Origin of the sequence: Streptomyces sp. ISL-87 (assembly GCF_018614095.1) — a bacterium.
Classification (GTDB): Bacteria; Actinomycetota; Actinomycetes; order Streptomycetales; family Streptomycetaceae; genus Streptomyces.
In genome coordinates this window covers 118,197-140,326 of the sequence record NZ_JAGGOY010000046.1, presented here as the reverse complement: position 1 = coordinate 140,326, position 22,130 = coordinate 118,197, and the positions used below count along the sequence as shown (strand labels likewise).

17 protein-coding genes are annotated in these 22,130 nt (G+C 71.7%); 9 read left to right on the top strand and 8 right to left on the bottom strand.

The window, feature by feature from the left end:
- Positions 1 to 237 precede the first annotated feature (237 nt).
- From J7I97_RS18475 to J7I97_RS18455, 5 genes are read right to left on the bottom strand one after another with little or no spacing between them, the layout of a single operon-like run.
- Positions 238 to 1,458: a type III PLP-dependent enzyme gene (locus J7I97_RS18475; protein WP_214936231.1), complete on the bottom strand. Its 1,221-nt coding sequence runs from the start codon at positions 1,456 to 1,458 to the stop codon at positions 238 to 240.
- Positions 1,455 to 3,332, bottom strand: a complete 1,878-nt coding sequence (locus tag J7I97_RS18470) for an IucA/IucC family protein (RefSeq protein ID WP_214936229.1) — start codon at positions 3,330 to 3,332, stop codon at positions 1,455 to 1,457. Before J7I97_RS18470 ends, J7I97_RS18475 begins: the two co-directional genes overlap by 4 nt.
- Positions 3,332 to 4,690 carry an MFS transporter gene (locus J7I97_RS18465; protein WP_251050390.1) on the bottom strand — a complete coding sequence of 453 codons (1,359 nt, stop codon included), beginning with the start codon at positions 4,688 to 4,690 and terminating at the stop codon, positions 3,332 to 3,334. The genes J7I97_RS18470 and J7I97_RS18465 overlap by 1 nt, the downstream gene beginning before the upstream one ends.
- Positions 4,687 to 6,516, bottom strand: a complete 1,830-nt coding sequence (locus tag J7I97_RS18460; RefSeq protein WP_214936227.1) for an IucA/IucC family protein — start codon at positions 6,514 to 6,516, stop codon at positions 4,687 to 4,689. Before J7I97_RS18460 ends, J7I97_RS18465 begins: the two co-directional genes overlap by 4 nt.
- Positions 6,513 to 7,697 (bottom strand): acetyl-CoA carboxylase biotin carboxylase subunit family protein, encoded by a 1,185-nt coding sequence (locus J7I97_RS18455; protein ID WP_214936225.1) that lies wholly within the window; start codon positions 7,695 to 7,697, stop codon positions 6,513 to 6,515. Before J7I97_RS18455 ends, J7I97_RS18460 begins: the two co-directional genes overlap by 4 nt.
- Positions 7,698 to 7,914: 217 nt before the next feature.
- On the opposite strand from J7I97_RS18455, the gene J7I97_RS18450 reads away from it, so the two are divergent.
- Complete coding sequence (locus J7I97_RS18450; RefSeq protein ID WP_214936223.1) at positions 7,915 to 8,796, top strand: (2Fe-2S)-binding protein; 882 nt, start codon at positions 7,915 to 7,917, stop codon at positions 8,794 to 8,796.
- 148 nt (positions 8,797 to 8,944) lie between these two features.
- Here J7I97_RS18450 and J7I97_RS18445 read toward each other — a convergent pair whose 3' ends face one another.
- On the bottom strand, positions 8,945 to 9,967 hold the full coding sequence (locus J7I97_RS18445; protein ID WP_214936221.1) for an ABC transporter substrate-binding protein: 1,023 nt from the start codon (positions 9,965 to 9,967) through the stop codon (positions 8,945 to 8,947).
- Between the two features lie 152 nt (positions 9,968 to 10,119).
- Here J7I97_RS18445 and J7I97_RS18440 point away from each other — a divergent pair, with 152 nt between their 5' ends.
- Genes J7I97_RS18440 through J7I97_RS18430 form a run of 3 tightly spaced genes read left to right on the top strand, consistent with a single transcriptional unit; the run spans position 10,120 to position 13,107 of the window.
- The gene (locus J7I97_RS18440) at positions 10,120 to 11,193 is read left to right on the top strand and encodes an iron ABC transporter permease (protein ID WP_308364869.1); all 1,074 of its coding nucleotides are present in this window, start codon (positions 10,120 to 10,122) and stop codon (positions 11,191 to 11,193) included.
- A complete protein-coding gene (locus J7I97_RS18435; protein WP_214936219.1) occupies positions 11,190 to 12,245 on the top strand; it encodes an iron chelate uptake ABC transporter family permease subunit in 1,056 nt (351 codons plus the stop codon). Before J7I97_RS18440 ends, J7I97_RS18435 begins: the two co-directional genes overlap by 4 nt.
- Position 12,246: 1 nt before the next feature.
- Complete coding sequence (locus J7I97_RS18430) at positions 12,247 to 13,107, top strand: ABC transporter ATP-binding protein (protein ID WP_374103674.1); 861 nt, start codon at positions 12,247 to 12,249, stop codon at positions 13,105 to 13,107.
- A 77-nt stretch (positions 13,108 to 13,184) separates the two neighbouring features.
- On the opposite strand, the gene J7I97_RS18425 is transcribed toward J7I97_RS18430, so the two are convergent.
- Positions 13,185 to 13,502, bottom strand: coding sequence for an endo-1,4-beta-xylanase (locus J7I97_RS18425; RefSeq protein ID WP_308364867.1), 318 nt, complete (start codon positions 13,500 to 13,502; stop codon positions 13,185 to 13,187).
- A 396-nt stretch (positions 13,503 to 13,898) separates the two neighbouring features.
- Here J7I97_RS18425 and J7I97_RS18420 point away from each other — a divergent pair, with 396 nt between their 5' ends.
- Both J7I97_RS18420 and J7I97_RS18415 read left to right on the top strand, forming a co-directional pair.
- A complete protein-coding gene (locus J7I97_RS18420) occupies positions 13,899 to 15,401 on the top strand; it encodes a cellulase family glycosylhydrolase (RefSeq protein ID WP_214936215.1) in 1,503 nt (500 codons plus the stop codon).
- 47 nt (positions 15,402 to 15,448) lie between these two features.
- Positions 15,449 to 17,185 carry a glycoside hydrolase family 6 protein gene (locus J7I97_RS18415; RefSeq protein ID WP_214936213.1) on the top strand — a complete coding sequence of 579 codons (1,737 nt, stop codon included), beginning with the start codon at positions 15,449 to 15,451 and terminating at the stop codon, positions 17,183 to 17,185.
- Positions 17,186 to 17,268: 83 nt separating this feature from the next.
- Here J7I97_RS18415 and J7I97_RS18410 read toward each other — a convergent pair whose 3' ends face one another.
- Positions 17,269 to 18,297 carry a LacI family DNA-binding transcriptional regulator gene (locus J7I97_RS18410; protein ID WP_214936329.1) on the bottom strand — a complete coding sequence of 343 codons (1,029 nt, stop codon included), beginning with the start codon at positions 18,295 to 18,297 and terminating at the stop codon, positions 17,269 to 17,271.
- Positions 18,298 to 18,713: 416 nt separating this feature from the next.
- Between J7I97_RS18410 and J7I97_RS18405 the strand changes: the two genes are divergently transcribed.
- The 3 genes from J7I97_RS18405 to J7I97_RS18395 all read left to right on the top strand — a co-directional run bounded on the left by J7I97_RS18405 (position 18,714) and on the right by J7I97_RS18395 (position 22,077).
- Positions 18,714 to 20,075 carry an ABC transporter substrate-binding protein gene (locus J7I97_RS18405; RefSeq protein ID WP_214936212.1) on the top strand — a complete coding sequence of 454 codons (1,362 nt, stop codon included), beginning with the start codon at positions 18,714 to 18,716 and terminating at the stop codon, positions 20,073 to 20,075.
- A 143-nt stretch (positions 20,076 to 20,218) separates the two neighbouring features.
- Positions 20,219 to 21,229, top strand: a complete 1,011-nt coding sequence (locus J7I97_RS18400) for a carbohydrate ABC transporter permease (protein ID WP_214936210.1) — start codon at positions 20,219 to 20,221, stop codon at positions 21,227 to 21,229.
- A complete protein-coding gene (locus tag J7I97_RS18395) occupies positions 21,226 to 22,077 on the top strand; it encodes a carbohydrate ABC transporter permease (protein WP_214936208.1) in 852 nt (283 codons plus the stop codon). The genes J7I97_RS18400 and J7I97_RS18395 overlap by 4 nt, the downstream gene beginning before the upstream one ends.
- The last annotated feature ends 53 nt before the right edge of the window (positions 22,078 to 22,130 follow it).

Here is a 22,130-nt window from a genome sequence, read left to right as displayed (position 1 = left end):
ACCTTGCCGAAATGACAGCCTCCACCGGTCATTCCGGACCCATAAAAAGACCAATCACCGTGCCTAAGATGCAATAAAACGATCAGATTCTGACGTCTGCCCACCATGACTCCCGACCCCCGACCCGCCACGCGGCGCGAGCATGACAAACCGGAGCAGATCCGCCCCTGCCGGCCGGTGAGCCCGCGGCAGCCACGGCACGCCGGCTCCGCGAATCGCCGCCAACTGGCCGGGCTGTCAGGTTTCCTGCCGGTCGATGAAGTGGAAGCCGGGGCGGGGGTGCATGAGGAAGTCGTGGTGCGAGATGTTCCACGCGTAGGCGCCCGCGAGGGCGAAGGCCACCCGGTCGCCGGCTCGCAGTCCGGGCGCCGGGACCTGGCGGGCGAGGACGTCCTTGGGGGTGCACAGCTGGCCGGTGAGGGTGATCCGGTCCTGGCGGGCGGCCGGGCGTGGCCAGGGGTGCGGCCAGGTGTCGGTGGGCAGGACGGAGCAGGGCTGGTCGTGGCCCTTGGTCGCCGGGGTGCGCAGATGGTGGGTGCCGCCCCGGACGACCGCGAACTCCTCGCCGTGGCTGAGCTTCACGTCCAGCACGTCGGTGGCGTACCAGCCGCAGTACGCGGTCAGGGCGCGCCCGGGTTCGATCCGCAGCGTCAGGCCGGGGTGGGCGGCTGCGAGGAGGGCGAGACCCGCGCCGTACGCGGTCCAGTCGAAGCGGCGCTCGGGCGCGGTGTAGTCGACGTTCATGCCGCCGCCGACGTTGACCTCGGCGAGGCGGAGGGGGATTCCGTGGCGCGCGAACAGGCCCGTGGTCCACGTCACCACCGACCGCGCGACGGCCAGCTGCTCGGCGGCTTCGAGGCCGCTGGCCAGGTGGGCGTGGACGCCCCGCAGTTCGAGCTGCGGCCACCTGCCGTCGGTGAGGAGGCCTACGACGGTGTCAGCGTCGGCGGGGTCGAGGCCGAAGGGGGTCGGGCGGCCGCCCATCGCCAGTGAACTGCCCGCCAGCGAGGCGTTGGACAGCGGCAGGTTGAAGCGGAGCAGGACGGCCACCGGGGCGTCGGGGGACGTCCGCGCCGCCAGTTCCGCCAGCATGTGGAGTTCGTGCACGCTCTCTACGTGGAAGCGGGTCACGCCCTGCTCCAGCGCGGTGGCGATCTCGGCCGGGGTCTTGCCGGGGCCGCCGAAGGCCAGCGGGCGGCCCGGGACGGCCTTGCCGACGTGCGCGAGTTCGCCGCCCGAGGAGACCTCGTAACCGTCGACGTACGGGCCGAGCGCGGCCAGGATCCCGGCCTCGGGGTTCGCCTTGGCGGCGTAGTACAGCTCGACGCCCGCGGGGAGGGCCGCCCGGACCGAGGCGGCGTGCTCGCGCAGGGCCGCCAGGTCGTAGACGTACGCGGGCAGTCCGGTGGCGGGCAGGGCGAGGATCCGGTCGCTCACCGAGGGACTGGGTGCGGTCATCGGGCGCTCCAGGTGTCCTGGTCGTGGGCTGCTTCCGACAGCACGTCCTCGGCGAAGGGGGAGGCGAGGCGCACGTAGCCGGCCTCGCGGTCGGCCTTGCGCTCCCAGCGGGTGAGCAGGTTGGCCTTGGCCGGCAGCGGCACTCCGGCCAGGAGGGCGGCGAGCCGGGGCGGGCAGCCGTTTCGGTCGGCGTACGTCCGCATGGTGGCCCGCACCTGGGCCCACAGCGCGGGCTCGGACTGCGGATGCAGGTCGGCGAGCGCGGCGAGCATGTCGGCGACGTGGTTGACCAGCAGGCAGTAGACGACCCGGTCCCAGCCGCGCTGCGCGTCGTACGTCATGGGACCGGCGACGTCGGCGGGCAGCGTGGCGAGGGTGGCGGCGTGCCGCTCGGGGAGCAGCTTGGTGCCCTCCAGGTCGCGGAAGAGGACCTGGGCCGGCATGCCGTCGTCGTCGACGCAGACGATGACGTTCTGCAGATGCGGCTCCAGGACCAGCCCGTGGTCGAAGTAGGCGGCCAGGACGGGCGGCACGAGCAGCCTGAGGTACGCCGTCCACCAGTCGAGGACGTTCCGCGGCCCCGCTCCCTCCAGGAGGCGGGAGACGTGACCCGGGCCCGTCGGGTATTCGTCGGCGACCGCGGCCGCGAGCAGCGGGGTCGTGCCCGGCAGGAGCTGCCGGGACAGGCCCTCGCGGACGATCACTCCGAAGCCTTCGAGCAGAGTCCGGTCGGGGGTCCCGTCGGGGCCGGGCAGGGCGAGGCTGCGGTAGGCGGGTTCGCGGAGCATGGCGCTGCCGGGGAAGCGGGCCGCCAGGTCGGTCAGCGCGGGCTCCAGCAGCCGGGTCATGGCCACGGCGCCCGAGAGTTCGTAACTCGCGTTCTTGCGCAGGCAGTTGGTAATGCGGACGTTGAGGCTGAACTTCAGGAAGGTCTCACCGTCGTAGAGGGTGCGCACCGACGCGGTGGCGGCGAAGGGCGTGTCGCCCGGTCCGAGGTCAAGGATGTCGCCCCGGTCGAAGGCCGCCCGCAGCTCGGGGTGCTCGCGCAGCATCTCGTACTGCCAGGGGTGCGCGGGCAGCAGCCGGTAGCCGTCCGGGACGTCGGGGTGCAGCCGGTCCAGCGGGTCGGTGGCGCACTCCTCGGCGCGCTCCTCGGCGATCAGGTGGGCGCGGACGGCGAGGTGGCGCAGCGGGAAGACCGCACCGGCCTCGGGCGCGTACGACAGCCAGGACCCGGGATCGCCGGTGCGTGCCTTGGGGGTGGGGTGGAAGCGGTGGCCGAAGAGGAGGGACTGCTCGGAGGCGACGTACGTCGCGAGCTCGTCTCCGCCCTGCGACAGGGCGGAGGCCGTTGCCCCCGTGCGGGCGGCAAGTGCTGCGGTGACGGCCTGGTGACCGGAGGCGACCTGATCCAGGAACTCCTCGTTCCGCACGCCCGTACGCAGCGACAGCTCGTCCTGGGTGTACTCGGCCAGGCGCCGCCAGTCGATCTGCGCCCAGCGGTCGCCGTACTGCTCCAGCACCGGGCCGGTGAACCGGTGGGCGCCCAGCAGGGAGGTACGGCGCAGGGCGATGCGCAGCAGTACGCCGCGCCGGGGCAGACGCAGCAGCAGATGGCCCTCGGTGACGGCGCTCTGGTGCTCCGGTCCGGACACTTCGCGCAGCAGGCAGTTGAGGAGGGTGTGGGCGACGACGTCGTCCGCGCTCGGCAGGCCGGAAGGGGCGGGGGCCACTGGGGCGGTGGTCACTGGGGCAGTGGCGTGTGGGGCGGGGGCCACTGGGGCGGTGGCGAGTGGGGCGCTGGCCACTGGGGCAGTGGCGAGTGGGGCGCTGGCCACTGGGGCGGTGGCGAGTGACTTGTTCAGCGGGGGCATCAACGGCTCCAGCGGGTACGGAGGGTGCGGAGGCTGCGACGAGAGCGGGGAAGAACGAGGGCGCACGCGGCCACCAGGGCCATGGCGCCGCCGGTCAGTACGGGCGCGGCCGGGCCGTAGTGGCCAGTGCCTATGGCGGCGGCGACCCCGGCGACGACCGCACCCGCCTTGGAGAAGAACTCCCGCGCGCCGAACAGCCTGCCCGGCGCGCGTCCCTTGACACACTCGGCGGCCAGTACGGACAGGCATACGAGCCCGAGGGTCAGACCGGCGCCGAGCAGCAGTCGTACGGCGGTCAGTGTGACCGGGCCGTCGGCCACACCGTGCCCGGCGAGGCCGAGCGCGATGCAGGTGAAGCCCAGCGCCATGCCGAGGCGGGGGCGACGGTGGAAGGCGGAGTGCACCACCATCGCCGTCAGCAGGTAACAGAGGTGCGGGAGGGCGAAGAGGACGCCGGACAGGAACGGGGAGGTGCCGGGTATGCGCTCGCCGATCAGCCGGATCAGGTAGGGATAGGAGATGACGGTGGAGAAGACGAAGGCGAATTCGAGGGCGTAGAGGGTGCGGAGTTCCGACGCCGGGGAAGGCTCTTCGGTCACCTCCGCCACCGGCCCGGCCGCTTCGGCGGCGGGCGCCCGTCTCGGCCCGCGCGACTCCGGCAGGGCCGCGATCAGCACGGCCGCCGTGAGCGGCAGGACGGCGAGCAGCGCGTACTGGCGGTGCGGCGACAGCCAGGGCGACAGCGAGCCGACGACCACGGGCGCGAAGACCAGGGCCGCCCGCGCCGCGCCCTGCATCAGGGTGAGCGCCTTGGACAGCTCCGGGCCGTCCAGGGCGGCGCCCAGATACCCGTTGGACGCGGCGAACGTGCCGCCGAGGATGCCCTGGAGCACCAGGGCCAGGATGAAGGTGGCGAGGGAGTCGGCCCACCCGGCCAGCAGGAACGACAGGGCGAGCCCGAGCTGGGCGCGCAGAAGCAGCCGCTTGCGGCCGAACCGGTCGGCGAGCCGGCCCCACAGCGGCGCCCCGACGGCGGCGCATACGGTTGGTACGACGTACAGCACGCCCGCCCACTGGGCGGTGGTGTCGCCGAAACCGGGGAGGATCTCGGTGAGGTACGGGGGCAGCCCGAGGGCGGCGAAGGACGCCACGAAGTAGCACCCGGCGACGGCGTTCACCTGCCGCCGCCCCAGCGAGGGCGGGGACGACGCGGACGGAACCGACGGGGTCGGTGTGTGCGACGGGGCCCGTGTGTGCGACGGGGCCGGTCCGTCCGGCGGAGTCGGTGTGTGCGACGGGGTCGCCCGCCTCGCAGTCATCGAGCCGGTGTACGCCGCCGCGGCCGCTGTGGCACTCATCGCAGGTCCCTCGCTCGCCGTCGCAGGTAGTTGGGGCCGGTCGTGTAGTGCGTGTTGACGTCGGAGGCGCCCGAGCGTTCCTTGGTGAGCAGCGTTCCGGCGGTGACCATCGCCTTTACCGGCAGCTCGGCGGCGTCCAGTACCCGCTCCCGCAGCACCGCGCCCGGCTGCCCGCTGCCCGTCCCGAGCCGCTCGGCGGCTTCGGTCAGCCGTTCGCGTACGAGTCCCAGTACCGCCTCGGGCGAGGCGATGCGGCCGTGCTCCGCCAGCCCGAAGGCGTACGAGCCCGCGCACAGGTGGAGGGTGATGGTGGTGAGCATGTCGGTGACGGCCCGGTAGTCCTCGCCGAACATGCGCGGGTCCTGGAACCCGGCCAGCAGCCCGTCGGCCTCCGCGCCCAGGGTCCGGCGCAGCCGCGGGACGTTGAGGCGGGGGCTGTCGTCGTCCTTGAACAGCAGGCGCAGGCGGGTGAGGCCGTCCTCCGGGGTACGGTCGAGCACCAGGGAGACGTTCTGCTGGTGGGACGCCAGGGCGATGCCGTAGCCGTAGAGCGTGGTCTGCCAGTCGAACAGCAGCGTGAGGAAGGCGTCGAGCAGCGCGACCGGGTCACCGTCGTGGAAGCGGTCGGCGAGGTGGTCGATGACCAGCCGCCCGCCGGGCGCGGTGCTCAGCAGCGCGGCCAGGGGCAGCACGACGGCGCGGTCGAGGCCGGCCGGGTAGCGGCGGCAGAGCACGGCGAGCAGCTCGTGCCCGGCGTGGGCGTAGACCGTCTCGTCGGCGTGCAGGATCGCGTCCTTGAACCGCGGCTCCCGCCCGGTCACCGCCTCCAGCAGCCGTTGTCCGGCGGCGCCGTGCACGAGGGTGAGGGGGTCGATGGTGCGGCGGTTGCGCAGGCCCAGGGTGGCTGTGGCCAGGGGCAGTTTGAGGTGCAGGTCGGCCTCGCCCACGAGGCCGACCGTACGCATCGACAGGGTCGGTACGGCCTCCAGGTACGGTCCGTCGGCGAGGACGGCCGTGCCTTCCAACCCGGTCTCGCGCAGGGCGTCGCGCAGCGGGGCGCCGAGGGTGAGCGGGTGGACCGGGAGCGCGAGGTGGCTCGCGGCCAGCTCGGGCAGGCCTAGGTCGGCGGGCGAGGGCCAGCTCGCGGGCAGCATCGCGGGGCCGCCGGGGATGGTGAGCGCGCCCCGGGGTACGGCCAGCCAGCGCAGGCCGAAACGCGGGTGGAACTCGGGTGCGTACGCCCGCAGCTGCGCGTCGTCCAGGCCGGAGCGGCCGCGCGCGGTCGGGTAGACCGGGTGGTCGAGGCGGGCGGCGAGGGTGTCGTGGGCGAGGGAGGCGGCCGGCCCGGTCCAGTCGGCGGGGTCGGCGCCGTAGCGGGCGGTCAGGTCGTCGAAGACCTCGGCGGCGGTCCGGTCGTGCAGCCGCATGGTCGCCAGGGTCTGGCGGCATTCCTCGGCGAAGGCCTCGAAGCCGGGGCGGTCGAGGGGGTCGGACAGCGCGGTCAGCGCGGTCAGGATCGCATCGCAGCCGGTGAGTTCAGTGCCGTCCGGCTCCTTGACCAGCAGCGGCACGCGGGCGGCGTACTCGCCCTGGAAGCCGTCCTCGGCGACCGGGAGCAGCAGCGCCGCCACGTCTTCGCCGACGGACAGGGGCAGGGGCAAGCGCAGCCAGCGGCCGTCCTCGCGGTCCACGGTGGTGGAGCGGGTGCGCAGGCCTACGACGTCCTCGCGGAGGAAGGCGCTCAGCACGCGCAGCAGCAGGGCCCCTTCGGCGGCTTCGGCGCCGTCGGTAGCTTCGGCAGCGTCGGTCGTGGCGGCGCGGGTCACGGCTTGATCTCCCAGTGATGGGTATCGAGGAAATCGGCGTGGACGCGGTTGACGCTCGCTTGGCCGGTGCCGACGACCCGCACGGCGCCGAGGTAGTCACGGTGGGTGCGGGCCAGCTCGCGCCACTCCCCCACGTCGCGCATCGGCCGGTACGTCAGCCGTACGCCGTCCACGTCCACGTCGGTGGCGGCGGGCGCGGCCGTCAGGGTGCCGGCGCGGTCGGCGAGCGGCCACGAGATCCGGGCCGCACCGTCACGGCGGGCGCACAGGTCGGCCGGGAGCGGCTCCCCGAGGTGGGTCCGCAGCACGAGTTCGAAGAGCGGGATGCCGAGCAGATCCGCGAGCAGCAGGTCACACTGGTCGCCGATGGCCCGGTAGTTGACCTCGATGATGCGGGCGCGTCCCTCGTGCACCACGAACTCGGTGTGGCAGATGCCGAAGCCGATGCCGAGCGCGTCGAGCTGGGCGAGGATCTGGGCGACGACCGGCTCGGGATGGGCCGGGACGAAGGTCAGCCGTTGCTCTATGAAGAGCGGCGGCGGGGTCAGATCGGTGCGGAATCCGCCCAGGACGTGGCGGGTGGCGCCGTCCCCGAGCGTCTCCAGCGTGTACAGCTGGCCCGCGAGGTACTCCTCGACGACCAGGGGCGCGCCGGGCCGCCTCGCCTGGATCGCCTTGCAGTGCAGGAGCAGGTCCTCGGGCCCGTGCACCATGACCACGTCCTCGCTGGCCACCCCCTCACGCGGCTTGATCACACAGGGGTAGGGGACCCCGGCGGTCGCGGGTACGTCCCCGGGGCCGATCTCCACGGACCACACGGAGTCGGTGCCGGAGGCGGCGAGGTGACGGCGCATCTGCGCCTTGTCCTTCACGCGCAGCGCGGCCTGCCAGTTCTTGCCCGGCAGGCCGAAGTATTCGGCGGCCAGGGCGGCTTGCAACTGGAGATGGTCACTGTTGCTGAACACCGCGTCGGGCGTGTGGTGGGTCGCCATCCGGGTGATGACGGCGCGGAAGTCGCGTACGTCGCACTGCAGGACCTCGACGTCCGCGGCGTAGCGGGCGCGGTGGGCGTCGGGCTGGTCGGTCAGCACGGTGACGTCCAGGCCGAGCCGGGCAGCGGCGGGGAGGAAGCCGTCGGTGACCGAATCGGTGAGGTTGAGGGCGAGCAGGTACAGCCGCATGGGGCCCCTTCCGAGTCGTGGAGGTGGCGAGCAGGCGTGGTCACGGCCTGGATGCTGGCCGTCGATGGCCGGAAAGCGGACCGGCTCACACAGCTTAGGTTAGGCTAACCTAAGCAATCAACCCTGGCTTCACTCATACGCCTTGGATGGATTGATCGCCGTCGATCACACACCTAAGGTAAGGCTTACCTGTTCTCACACCCGTGAAGGAGTGCCGATGACCACGCCCCTGGACACCACGGCGGCCCCCGCCTCCGTGAACGGGGGCCGTCCGCTCGCCTCCACCTACCTGCGCCTCACGGCATCGTGCGAGGTGCTGAACGTGCGGGTCGCCGGCGCCGTGCCGTCGGCCGGAACGTGGGTGAGCGGAACGGATCTGACGGAGCGGCCGGAGGCGCTGGAACGATTCGTCGACGCCGAATCCGCGCGCATCAAGGAGCGGCACGGGCTCGCCCCCCGCAGGGACGTCGCGGCCTCCCGGGCCCTGCACGACTACCTCTGGTCCGTCAGCCTGCTGATGAGCGGCGCCTGGTACCTGGAACGGCGCGTCCCGCGCATCCGGCCGGCGGAGATCCGGCTGGACCTCGCGACGGGCACCTTCGAAGTCGCCCCGGGCTCCGGATTCGCCTGCCTGCCGGATGATCCGGCGGCGGATGGCCGCCCACAGTCCGGAGTCGGGCGCTCCGGTGTCCGGGTGGTTGGCCACGAGGAGGCGCTGCGGGCGGAGTTGCGGGCCGCCGTGGTCGACCACATGAGACCGCTGCTGACCGCGATCGGCCCGGCCGCCCGGCGTGGGCCGCGGGCCCTGTGGGGCATGGCGGCCGACGACCTGGTCTCGGGCATCTGGTACCTCGGCCGCGTGCTCGGCCAGGAGGAACGAGCGGTGGGCGCCGCGACCGAGCTGCTCCCGACGGCCATAGCGCCGTTCCCCGGCGGCGCGGACTTCCGCCGGCTGGCGGGTCGTGAGGGGCACCGGTACCCGACGCGGACCCGGCTCGGGTGCTGCCTGTACTACGCACTCGACGCCGCGCGGGCGTGCGGCACCTGCCCGCGCACCTGCGACGCGGAGCGGCTGCGCAGGCTGGAGGACGAGGGCTGACCTCACGCCCCGGCCCTCCCCCGGGGCCTTCCCCGGGGTCTCGCCGGGGCCTCCCCCGTCGCCTCCCCGGGGGAATGGCGCGGGCCGGCACCGCAGGCGTACGAGTCGTACGTCCACAGTGCCGGCCCGGAAAGGCGTCAGCCGCAGGCTACTTGGCGGGCTCGACCTTGAAGATCTTCGCCATGTCGTCGAGGACCATGTCCGCGCCCTGGAGCGAGACGGACGTCATCCACGTGGCGTCGTCCACCTCGTGGACATTGCCCTTCTGGACCGCGTTCAGGCGCTGCCACAGCGGGTTCGCCATGAACTTCTTCTTCCGCTCCTCGCCACCCGAGAAGGCCGTCAGGAAGATGTGGTCGGCGTCGACCTGCTGGATCTGCTCTTCGCTGATCTCGATGTTGAACTTCACGGTGTCGCGCTGGTTCTCCGGCCGCAGCAGGCCCATGTCCGTCAGGATGATGCCGCTGAAGCTCTTCGGCAGGTAGATGCGGGTCGGGCCGTCCACGAAGCGGGTGACGGAGACGGTCGGCTTGCCGCCGTCGCCGCTGCCGCCGCCCTGGGCGTTGATGGCGTCACCGATCTTCTTGGCGCGGGTCTCGTACGCCGTGAGCTTCGCCTTGGCCTTCTCCTCCTGGCCGAGCGCCTGGCCGAGGAAGGTGACGTTCTCCTTCCAGATCGGACCCGTCGTCTTGACGAAGACGGTCGGGGCGATCTTGCTCAGCTGGTCGTACAGGTCCGCGTGGCGGACGGTCGCCGACACGATGAGGTCCGGCTTGAGGGCGGCGATCGCTTCGAGGTTGGGGCTGTCGAGCGGACCGACGTCCTTGGTCTCCTTGACCGCGTCGCCCAAGTAGGCGGGGAAACCCTTCTGGTCGCGGTACGAGCTGATGCCGCCGACCAGCGGGGCGTCCAGCGCGACGACGGCCTCGACCAGGCTGTTGTCCAGCGCGACCACGCGCTTGGGCTTGGTCTTGACCTCGGTAGTGCCCTTGTCGTGGGTGATGGTGCGCGGGAAGCCGGCGTCGGCCGCGGCGGGCTTCCCCGAGGCGTCGGAGGCCGGCTTGTCGTCACCACTGCCGCCTCCGCAGGCGGCCAGCGAGAAGGCCAGTGCTGCCGTGAGGACGGCAGCGGCCACCCGGCCGGGCCGGCGGCGCTGAGCGAAGGTGTTCATTCGGGTCTCTCCCATGAGATGCAGTACAGAGGGTGACGACTTAGGCAAGGCTTACCTATGTAAGCGCGCTGCGAGGATAGCGGCTGTCCGAAATCGAATCCACCCCTGGGGCAATCACCACTCCCTGTAAGGCATGCCTTACCTTATGGGATGTGACCCTGAAGCCCGTCGTCGGAGGGCTGGCTCCCGAAGCCCGCCGCGCCGCTCCACCACCCCCGCCACCGCGGCGCGTTGCCGCCCGCGCCACGGTGGCGGCCGTTCTCCTCGCTGCCGTTCTCGCCGCCGTCTGCGCCTCGTTCGCCATCGGCACCAAGGCCGTACCGCTCTCCGACGTACTGGCCGCGATAGGCGGCGGCACCGACGGAGACGCCGTGGTGATCCGCGAACTCCGCATGCCACGCACCTTCCTGGGCCTGCTCGTCGGCCTGGCCCTGGGTGCGGCCGGAGCGGTCGCCCAGGACATCACCCGCAATCCGCTCGGCGACCCCGGCCTGATCGGCATCAGCGCGGGCGGTGCCTTCGCCGTCGCCGTCAGCATCGGAGCGCTGGGACTGACGAGCCCGTACGAGTACATCTGGTTCGCTTTCCTCGGCGCCGCGTTGGCCGGATTGCTCGCGTACGCGGTCGGCGGCACCGGATACGGCGGTGCCACCCCGGCCAAACTGGCGCTCGCCGGGGCCGCGGTGACGGTCCTTCTCGACGCCGGCACCAACACCCTCGTCCTGCTCGACGTCCGCACCCTGGACCAGTACCGCTTCTGGGCGGTGGGCTCCCTCGCGGGCCGCGAAGCCGGGCTGGCCATGCAGCTGCTGCCGTTCGTCGCCGTCGGGCTGCTGCTGGCCGTCGGGCTCAGCGGCCGGCTCAACGCCCTCGCGCTGGGCGACGACCTCGCCAGCAGCCTCGGCACCAAGGTCAAGGCGACCCGGGCGCTGGGGGCCGTGGCGGTGATCCTGCTCGCGGGCGCGGCCGTCGCCGCCGCGGGCCCGGTCACCTTCATCGGCCTGGTCGTCCCGCACGTCGTACGGGCCTTCACCGGGCCCGACGCCCGCTGGCTGGTGCCCTGTTCGGCGCTGGGCGGCGCGGCCCTCATGCTGACGGCGGACGTCGTCGGCCGGATGGCCGCCCGCCCCGGCGAACTGGAGGCCGGAGTCGTCACCGCACTGCTCGGCGCCCCGTTCCTCGCAGTGCTCGTCAAGCGCGGCAAGCTCAAGGAGCACACCCGATGAGCCTCTTGAGGATGGAGGCCGGCCCCCTCGGCGTGGCCGTGCGGCCCCGCGTCGCGATCGCGGTCCTCGCGCTGGCCCTCACCGGTTTCGCGGCGCTCGTCGTCTCGGTGTCCCTCGGGACGTACGCCATCCCGCTCGACGAGGTGCTCGGCGCGGTCCTCGGCACCGGCGACGGGGCCGCCGACCTGATCATCCATCAACTCCGGCTGCCCCGCGCCCTCACCGCGCTCCTGGTCGGCGCCGCCTTCGGGCTGGCCGGCGCCGTCTACCAGGCGGTCACCCGCAACTCCCTGGCCAGCCCCGACCTCATCGGCATCGCGGCCGGCTCCGGGGCGGGCGCGGTCACCGCCATCCTCATCGGCGGGGTCACCGCCGCCGGGGCCGGAACCTTCGGCGCCGTGCCGTTCGGCGCCCTCGCGGGCGCCCTGCTCACCTCCGCCGCGATCTACCTGCTCGCCTACCGCGACGGCACCGTCACCGGCTACCGCTTCGTCCTCGTCGGCCTGGCGGCGAACGGCGCCCTCATGGCCCTGACCCGCTGGATGCTGGCCCGCGCCGACATCGACCAGGCCTCCCGCGCCATGGTCTGGCTCACCGGCAGCCTCAACGGCCGCGGCTACGAACACGTCCAGTGGTCCGGCCTCGCCCTCGCGCTCCTCATGCCGCTGACGCTCGCCCTGGCCCGCCCGTACCAGCTCCTGCAGTTCGACGACGACACCGCGCGCAGCCTCGGCATCCCGCTGAAGCACTCGCGCATCGCGCTCCTGGTGCTCGCCACCTGCCTCACGGCGCTGGCCACCTCGGCGGCCGGGCCCATCGCCTTCATCGCCCTCGGCGCACCGCAGATCGCCCGCCGCCTCACCGGCACCGCCGGAATCCCGCTGGTGACCAGCGCCCTCACCGGCTCGGTGCTGCTGATCCTCGCCGACCTGGCCTCCCGCCTCGTACTGGCCCCGACCGAACTGCCCGTAGGCGTGCTCACCGGCGCCGTGGGCGCCCCGTACCTGCTGCTGCTCCTCGCCCGGGCCAACCGGGCCGGAAAGGGAGGCTGACGTGACCGCCCCGCTGACCGCCCCACCGACCGACCCACCCGCCGACCCACCGGCCGACGCCCGCCCCGCCGCGCTGCACGGGGCGGGGCTGCGCCTGGGCTACGGCGACCGGATCGTCGCCGAGGATCTCGACCTGCCGATTCCGGCGGGCCGGGTCACCGCCCTCGTCGGCCCGAACGCCTGCGGCAAGTCCACCGCCCTGCGCGCTCTGGCCCGGCTGCTCAAGCCGGCGGACGGCACCGTTCTGCTGGACGGCGAGGACATCGCCGCGCTGTCCGCCCGGGACTTCGCGCTGCGCCTCGCCCTGCTGCCACAGACCCCGAGCGCGCCGGACGGGATCACCGTACGGGACCTGGTGGCCCGTGGCCGCACCCCGCACCAGCGCTGGTGGCGCCAGTGGTCGTCGGTGGACGAAGCCGCTGTGGACACCGCACTTGCGGCCACCGGCTCGGCGGAACTCGCGGACCGCTCCATCGACGAACTCTCGGGCGGCCAGCGCCAGCGGGTGTGGATCGCCATGGCCCTCGCGCAGGACACTTCCGTACTCCTGCTTGACGAGCCTACGACCTACCTGGACCTCGCCCACCAGGTCGACGTCCTGGAACTGGTGGCGGAGCTCAACCGGTCCGAGGGCCGCACCGTCGTGATGGTCCTGCACGAGCTCAACCTGGCCTGCCGCTACGCCGACCACCTCATCGCCATGCGAGACGGCCGCGTGGTCGCCGCCGGTCGGCCCTCGGAGATCGTCACCCCGGAACTGGTGCACGAGGTCTTCGGCCTGCGCGCCGCGGTCATCGAGTGCCCCGTCGCCGGCACCCCCCTGGTCATCCCCGAAGGCGGACGCAGGAGCGAGACGGTCTGACGGGACGCCGGACCCCCGGCTGACGGCGATTTCAGGGGGTCATGCCGCGTTTCCACACCCCGAGGTGGGCGCCGCCCTCACGACCCCGTGGTGCACCGCAGCCCGGTCGGGGGCGTGTTCACCCCCGCCCGTCCACCCCAGGGCCTCCGCGATCCCGTCGTACGCGGGTTTCGGCCGCAGGTATGGCTGCCGCGTACGGGCTCCACCGACGCCCACTTCATCTCGTTGCCGGGCGTGACCGAGCCGAACTGCTCACCGGCCACCGCCGCGTACGCACCGCTCAGCTTGGCGGCGGTCACGGCCGTGCCGTACGTGATGCCCTGTCCGGCTGCGAGATCCCTGAGGACCGGTGCCTCGGCCGCCCGGGCCGGCGCGGTGAGAGTCAGCACACTCACCGCGCCGGCGAGCAGCGCCGTGGTCAGACGACGTATACGGGTACGGCCCGGAAGCGGTCCGGGAAACGGACCTGGGCGTGGTCGTGGTCGTACGCGCGGCCGGGAGGCGACCGGCCAGGGCAGCGGTGACATGCGCTTGTTCTCCTCGCGGCTCGGGAGGGTGAGGGGCGTGACGAAGGCATGAGCTACAAGCTTTGAACCAGTGGGAGCGCTCCCACTATGGGGACGGGCCCCAATTCGGTCAAGGTGTTTGAAGAGTCGAAGAATTTCGACGGACGAAGTTGACAACTTCCCTTTCCCCCGACGGAAGTTGGCGCTACGGTCAGGGCCCACCAGTGGGAGCGATTCCGTCAGTCGGCGCGGCACAGTCCGCGCCCGAGCTGTGAGGAGTCGCTCATGCGACACCCCCCACGTTCCATCGCGCTGCTCGCAGGAGCGGCGCTCGTGACCGCGAGCCTCGCTCTCGTCCACGTCGTCCCGGCCTCCGGGGCCGCCCCCGTCTGCACGGTCGAGTACACCGCCGTGAGCGAATGGGCCGGCGGCTTCCAGGGGTCGGTCACCGTCACCAACAACGGATCCGCGCTCAGCGGCTGGAACCTCGGCTTCGCCTTTCCTGCCGGCCAGCGGGTGACACAGGGCTGGGGCGCCAAGTGGTCCCAGACCGGTACGGCCGTCACCGCGGTCAACGAGAGCTGGAACGGTTCGCTCGGCACGGGTGCGAGCGTCACGGCCGGGTTCATCGCCTCCTGGTCGGGGACCAACCCCCGCCCGGCCTCGTTCACGCTCAACGGCACGCTGTGCAACGCAGATCCGGGTCCCACCGACCCGACCGACCCGCCGGATCCGACCGACCCGCCCGACCCCACCGACCCGCCCGCCCCGGCCGACGGCGCGCCCGAGCTGAGCGTCACCCGCAACCGGCTCGTCGACCAGAAGGGCGCCACCCGCCGCCTGCTCGGAGTCAACCGCTCCGGCGGCGAGTACATGTGCGTCCAGGGGCACGGCATCTTCGACGGCCCGGTCGACGACGCGTCCGTCCAGGCGATCGCCGACTGGAACGCCAACACCGTCCGCATACCGCTCAACGAGGAGTGCTGGCTGGGCCTGGACAACATCAAGCCCGAGTACCGGGGCGCGAACTACATCAACGCCGTCAAGGCCCTGGTCCGCCGGATCGAGGACCACGGCATGACGCCCGTCGTCGAACTCCACTGGACGTGGGGCCAGTACACCGGCAGCTCCGCCGGCTGCTCCGACATCCACGCCTCCTGCCAGAAGCCGATGCCCGACACCCGCTACACCCCGGCCTTCTGGACCTCCGCGGCCGACACGTTCAAGGGTGATCGCCGCGTCGTCTTCGACCTCTTCAACGAGCCCTATCCGGACCGTGCCACACCCACCGCCGCAGAGGCGTGGGCCTGCTGGCGGGACGGCGGGACCTGCCCCGGCATCGGTTACGAGGTCGCCGGAATGCAGGACCTGATCGACGCGGTACGGGCGACCGGCGCGACCAACACCGTACTGGTCCCGGGGGTCGCGTACTCCAACGACCTCAGCCAGTGGCTCCGGTACGCGCCCACCGACCCGGCCGGCAATCTCGTCGCGGCCTGGCACATCTACAACTTCAACTCCTGTTCGAGCGAGGCCTGCTGGGACTCCACCCTGGCTCCGGTCGCCGCCCGCGTCCCGCTCGTCGCGGGGGAGATCGGCGAGAACACCTGCGCCCACTCCTTCATCGACCGCGTCATGAAGTGGTTCGACGACCGCGGGCTCTCCTACCTCGGCTGGACCTGGAACACCTGGGACTGCTCCTCCGGCCCTGCCCTGATCAGCGGCTACGACGGAACCCCCACAGCGTTCGGCGCCGGACTGCGCGACCACTTGCGCGCCCTGCGCTGACCGGCAACACCCCTTCCCCACCGACCCACCGAGAGGTACTCAGCATCATGAGCCGCACCACCACGACACCCTCCCGCCCCCGTACGGCCCTGATCGCGGCCTGCACCGTGATCGCGGCGGCGGGCGCCACCGCCACCGCCCTGAGCAGCACCGCCACGGCCGCCGCCGCGGGCTGCCGGGTCGACTACCAGGTCACCAGCCAGTGGAACACCGGCTTCGGCGCCAACGTCACCCTGACCAACACCGGCCCGGCCGTCAGCAGTTGGAACGTCGAGTGGTCCTACGCCGGGAACCAGCAGGTCACCCAGGGCTGGAACGCCGCGATCACCCAGACCGGCACCGCCGTCAGCGCCAAGAACGTCTCCTACAACGGCACGCTCGCCACCGGAGGCTCCACCGGCTTCGGTTTCAACGCCTCCTACAGCGGGGCCAACGCCGTACCGACCGTGTTCAAGCTGAACGGGGTCACCTGCAACGCGGATCCGGGCCCCACCGACCCGACGGACCCAACCGACCCGACCGACCCGCAAAAGGGCCGGGTGGACAACCCGTACGCCGGGGCCAAGGTGTACGTGAACCCGGAGTGGTCCGCGAAGGCCGCGGCCGAGCCGGGCGGCAGCAGGATCGCCAACCAGCCGACCGCCGTCTGGCTGGACCGTACGGCCGCCATCGCGGGCGTCGCAGGCGGCATGAGCCTGCGCGACCACCTCGACGAGGCCCTGCGGCAGAAGGGCAGCGGCGAACTCGTCGTCCAGCTGGTGATCTACAACCTTCCCGGACGGGACTGCGCGGCGCTCGCCTCGAACGGCGAACTGGGCCCGACCGAGATCGACAAGTACAAGACGCAGTACATCCACCCGATCGCGGCGATCCTCGGCGACGCGAAGTACGCCGGGCTGCGGATCGTCACCACCGTCGAGATCGACTCGCTGCCGAACCTGGTCACCAACACCACCCCGCGTCCGACGGCAACCCCCAACTGCGACGTGATGAAGGCCAACGGCAACTACATCAAGGGGGTCGGCTACGCGCTGAACAAGCTGGGCGCGGTGGGCAACGTCTACAACTACGTCGACGCCGGCCACCACGGCTGGCTCGGCTGGGACGACAACTTCGGCGCCTCGGCCGAGATCTTCAAGCAGGCGGCGACCGCCGAGGGCTCGACGATCGGCAAGGTGCACGGCTTCATCGTCAACACCGCCAACTACAGCGCACTGAAGGAGAACCACTTCACCATCGACGACAGCGTGAACGGGGTCTCGGTCCGCCAGTCGAAGTGGGTGGACTGGAACCGCTACACCGACGAGCTCTCCTACGCCCAGGCGATGCGGGCCAAGCTCGTCTCGATCGGCTTCGACTCCGGCCTCGGCATGCTGATCGACACCTCCCGCAACGGCTGGGGCGGCACCGCCCGGCCCACCGCCCCGGGCGCGCGGACCAGCGTGGACACCTTCGTGGACGGCGGCCGTTACGACCGCCGCATCCAGCTGGGCAACTGGTGCAACCAGGCCGGCGCCGGCCTGGGCGAGCGGCCGCAGGCGGCTCCGGCCGCGGGCATCGACGCGTACGTGTGGGTCAAGCCCCCGGGCGAGTCGGACGGGTCGAGCACGCAGATCCCGAACGACGAGGGCAAGGGCTTCGACCGGATGTGCGACCCGACATACACCGGTAACCCGCGGAACAACAACAACATGTCCGGCGCCCTGCCGAACGCCCCCCTCTCCGGGAAGTGGTTCTCCGTCCAGTTCCAGGAGTTGATGAAGAACGCCTACCCGGCACTCTGACCCCACCCCGAACGCGAGCCCCCGCCCCCGGACACTGACCCGGGGCGCGGGGGCTCGCCCCGCACCCCGTCACAGCGGCGTATTCACGCGGACTCGCGTACCACCAGCTCCGTCGGCAGCACCAGCTGCGGACGGAGCGTCTCCTCACCCGCGATCTCACGGAGCAGGGCGCGGGCCATCGCGCGGCCCATCTCCTCGGTCGGCTGGCGCACGCTGGTCAGCGCGGGGTCCATATGGCGCGCCACCGCCGAGTCGTCCACCCCGATCAGGGAGACGTCGTCGGGGATCCGCCGACCGGCCTCACGCAGTACGCCGCGTGCCCCCGCCGCCATGACGTCCGACGCGGCGAACACCGCGTCCAGATCCGGGCACCGCTCCAGCAGCTCCCGCATGGCCAGCCGGCCGCCCTCCTCGGTGAAGTCGGCCTCGGCGACGAGGCGTTCGTCGTGGCGGAGCCCCGCGGCCTCGATGCCCTGCCGGTACCCGTCGAGGCGGCAGCGGGCGGCGTACATGTCGAGGGGCCCGGTGATCGTGGCGATCGTGCGCCGTCCGCGCCCGGCCAGGTGGTCCACCGCCGACCGGCCCGCGCCCACGTTGTCGGAGTCGACGTACGCCAGCTCCTCGTTCTCCGCGCGCCGGCCGTTCAGCACCGCGGGCAGCCGCAGCTCCTCCACCAGGCTCGGCAGCGGATCGTCACCGTGTACGGATACCAGCAGCACGCCGTCGACGCGGCGGGCGGCGAGGTACTGGAGGAAGCGCTGGCGCTCCCTGTCCGTCCGGATCAGCGTGAGCAGCAACTGCATGTCGGCATCGGCGAGTTCGGCGCCGGCACCACGGATGATGTCCATGAAGTACGGCTCGGCGAAGAGCCTGGCCTCGCTCTCCGGGATGACCAGCGCGACGGCGTCCGTACGACTGCCGGCGAGTGCGCGGGCCGCGCGGTTGGGGACGTACCCCAGCTCGGCGACGGCCTGCGCGACCGCCGCCTTCGCGCGCTCGCTCACCCTCGGGGAGCCGTTGATCACGCGGGACACCGTGCCGCGCCCGACCCCCGCCCGGGCCGCTACCTCCTCCAGGGTGGGCATCCCGGTCTGCCGTCCGCTCATCGCCATCGGTTCACCGCCGTCGGTCTCCCATCCACGAGCCCTGCTCGCCACCACGCCAAGGGTGCCCCCTCCACGGCCTGCGTGGGAGTGGCCGGGCGGCCACTCCCGGTGGGAGCGCTCCCACTGTAGCGAAGAAGAGCCCGGTCGAGCGTCGCCGGTCTTCAGGAATTGACGTCAACTCCCCTCCAGTGCCCAGGTATGCGGTCCGATGCCTCCGCTGAAAACAAATCCGTATTCATCTCTTGACACCCACCCCCGCCAGGCAGCAACCTTCCGGCAGACGACGTGGGAGCGCTCCCACTCAGGTACGTCCCGATCCGGCCGCCGGCGAGCCGCTGAAGCCGAATCCGGACCCCCCGCAGCGCCGACGGCGCTCATCAGTCATGGCGCACATCAGCACGACCCTGGACGAGGAGAGTGGAATGCGCACTTCCAGCAGCACCCGCGGACGCAGAACCAGAAGCCGCCGTAACGCGGTCGCGGCGGTCGCGGGGCTCGCGACCTGCGCGGTCCTGGTCACCGGCTGCGACAGCGGCGGCGACGGCGGGACGGGCAAGGGGGAGGACGGCAACAAGCAGGTCACCCTGCGGATCGGCACCTTCGGCTCGTTCGGCTACGACAACACGACGGGCGCCAAGCTCTACGCCGAGTACGAGCGGCTGCACCCGAACATCAAGATCATCGAGTCGAACGTGGCCGACGGACAGAAGTACTGGGACACCCTGAAGCTGCGCCTCTCCCGCAACAGCGGTCTCGCGGACATCCAGGCCGTCGAGGTCGGCTACATAGCCGAGGCCACCGGTCCGGCCATGGCCGGCAAGTGGGTGGACCTCTCGAAGACCGGCGGCGCGACGCCCGGCGCGTTCCTCGACTGGAAGGCCAAGCAGGCCACCACCGCCGACGGCAAGCTGATCGGCCTCGGCACCGACATCGGCCCGATGGCCATCTGCTACAACAAGGACCTGTTCGCCAAGGCCAAACTGCCCACCGACCGCGCGGCGGTCGCGGCGCTGTGGAAGGGCGACTGGGCGAAGTTCATCGAGGCGGGCAAGACCTACCAGAAGAACGCCCCGGAGGGGACCGCCTTCCACGACTCCGCCAGCGGTCTCTTCAACGCCGTGGTCTCCAGCCAGCCGGTCCAGTACGCCAATGAGAAGGGCGAGTTGGACTACGAGAACAGCCCGGGCGTGAAGAAGGCCTGGGACGTCGCCGCCGAGGCGGCGCAGAGCGGGCTCACCGCCAAGCTGCGCCAGTTCGACGAGAAGGGCACCTGGAACGCGGGCTTCAAGAACTCGCAGTTCGCCACGGTGGCCTGCCCGAGCTGGATGACCGGCATCATCAAGGACCAGGCGGGCCCGGCGAACCAGGGCAAGTGGGATATCGCGCCGGCGCCGGAGTCGGGGAACTGGGGCGGTTCCTTCCTCGCCGTACCCAAGTCGGGCGAGCACGCCGAGGAGGCCGCCGAGCTCGCGGCCTGGCTGACCGCGCCGGAGCAGCACGCCAAGGTGTTCCAGGTCAACGGCAACATCCCCTCGACCAAGGACACCCTGGCCTCTCCGGCGGTCCGGGACGCCAAGCTCCCGTACTTCGGTGAGACGCCGGTCGGCCAGATCTACTCCGAGGTCGCGGCGGGCATCAAGGCGGTGCCGATCAGCCGCTGGGACGGCCAGGTGAAGACCTTCGTCACCGACAACGGGATCCTCGACATCGAGCAGCGCGGCACCGATCCGGCCAAGGCCTGGGAGAACGTCAGGAAGCTCGTCAACGACAAGATCGAGAAGTAGCGGGGGGCTCCGCGGCAGTCGCCCGGCGAGCGCCGGGCGACTGCCCGTGCGCACCGCGGTGCCCGCCCACGCGAGACCCGCACGCACCGACGCGCGCACCGCGCACGCACCGACGCACGCACCGACCTGGAAGGACGCCCTCCGTGGCCACCTCCGTCAGGGCGGCGGCCGACGGCTCCCAGCCGCCCGCCCCGCCGCCCCCCGCCGTACGCCCGAACCCGATGCCGGACCAGGCGAGTTGGCGCAGCAAGCTGTACCGCTGGGACCTCAAGGCGACTCCGTACGCCTTCATCGCCCCGTTCTTCCTCTGCTTCGCGGCCTTCGGGCTCTTCCCCCTGGTCTACACGGGCTGGCTCTCGCTGCACCGGGTGGAACTCGGCGGGGCGTCCGAGTGGCGCGGCTTCGGTAACTACACGGGCCTGTGGGACAGCGACTTCTTCTGGAACGCACTGGCCAACACCTTCACCATCGGCGTCATCTCCACCGTCCCGCAGCTGCTGCTCGCCCTGAGCCTCGCGCACCTGCTCAACTACAAGCTCCGCGGCCGCGGCTTCTTCCGAGTCGCGATCCTGGCTCCGTACGCCACTTCGATCGCCGCGGCCACCCTGGTCTTCGCCCAGCTGTTCAACAGCGACTACGGGCTGATCAATACGGTGATCGGCTGGGCCGGCTTCGACCCGGTCGACTGGGAGTCCTCGAAGTGGCCGGCCCAGACCGCCATCTCGGTGATCGTCATCTGGCGCTGGACCGGGTACAACGCGCTGATCTACCTCGCCGCCATGCAGGCGGTACCACAGGACCTGTACGAGGCCGCGGCACTCGACGGCGCCTCGCGCTGGAGGCAGTTCATCAACGTCACCATTCCCTCGATCCGGCCGACGATCCTCTTCACCATCGTCGTCTCCACCATCGGTGCCACCCAGCTCTTCGGCGAGCCGATGCTGTTCGGCGGCAGCCTCGGCGTCAGCGGCGGCAGCGGAAACCAGTTCCAGACGCTGAGCCTGCTCATGTACGAGAAGGGCTGGATCACCGGCGCGCTCGGCCAGGCCTCAGCGATCGCCTGGGCGATACTCCTGCTGCTGCTCCTGATCGGCGGCATCCAGACCCTCGTGGCACGTGCGAACCGCAAGAAGCTGGGAGCTGACCACCGATGATGTCCATGAAGCAGTCGGCGGGACGGCAGCACCACGCCGGCCCCCTGACGTACGTCCTGCTGGGACTCGCCGCACTGGTCTCCCTCTTCCCGCTCTACTGGAACCTCGTCGCGGCATCCCACTCCGGCGAGCGCGTGGTCGAGGCCCCGGCGCCGCTGCTGCCGGGGCCCCGCCTCCTCGAGAACCTCACCTTCGCCTGGAACCAGGTGGACATGGGCGAGGCGCTGGTCAACACCACGGTGGTGGCGGGCCTGGTGGCGCTGTCCACCGTGCTCTTCTCCACCCTCGCCGGGTTCGCCTTCGCCAAACTGCCGTTCCGCGGCCGCAACGTCATGCTGGCCCTGGTGGTGGCGACGATGACCGTTCCGCCCCAGCTGAGCGTGATCCCGCTGTACCGGATCATCACCGACCTGGGCTGGGTGGACCAGCTCCAGTCCGTCGTCCTGCCGTCGCTGGTGGCCGCGTTCGGGGTGTTCTTCATGCGGCAGTACCTGCTGGAGGCGCTGCCGGTGGAGCTGGTCGAGGCCGCCAGGATGGACGGCGCGCACAGCCTGCGGATCATCTGGCACGTGGTCTTCCCGGTCGCCCGGCCGGCCATGGCCGTCCTCGGCATGCTCGTCTTCGTCCAGGCGTGGAACGACTTCTTCTGGCCGTTCATCGCCCTGACGCCCGACGGCAGCCCGACGCTCCAAGTGGCGCTGGCCGGGCTGGGCTCGGGCAACCACACCGTCAACCAGGCGATCGTGCTCACGGGGGCACTGATCTCGACGCTGCCGCTGCTGCTGGTGTTCGCGGTGCTCGGCAAGCACATCGTGGGCGGCATCACCTCGGGCGCGGTCAAGAGCTGACGCTTACCCGGCCCCGGCCCCGGCCCGGGCCCGACCCGACCCGACCCGGCCCG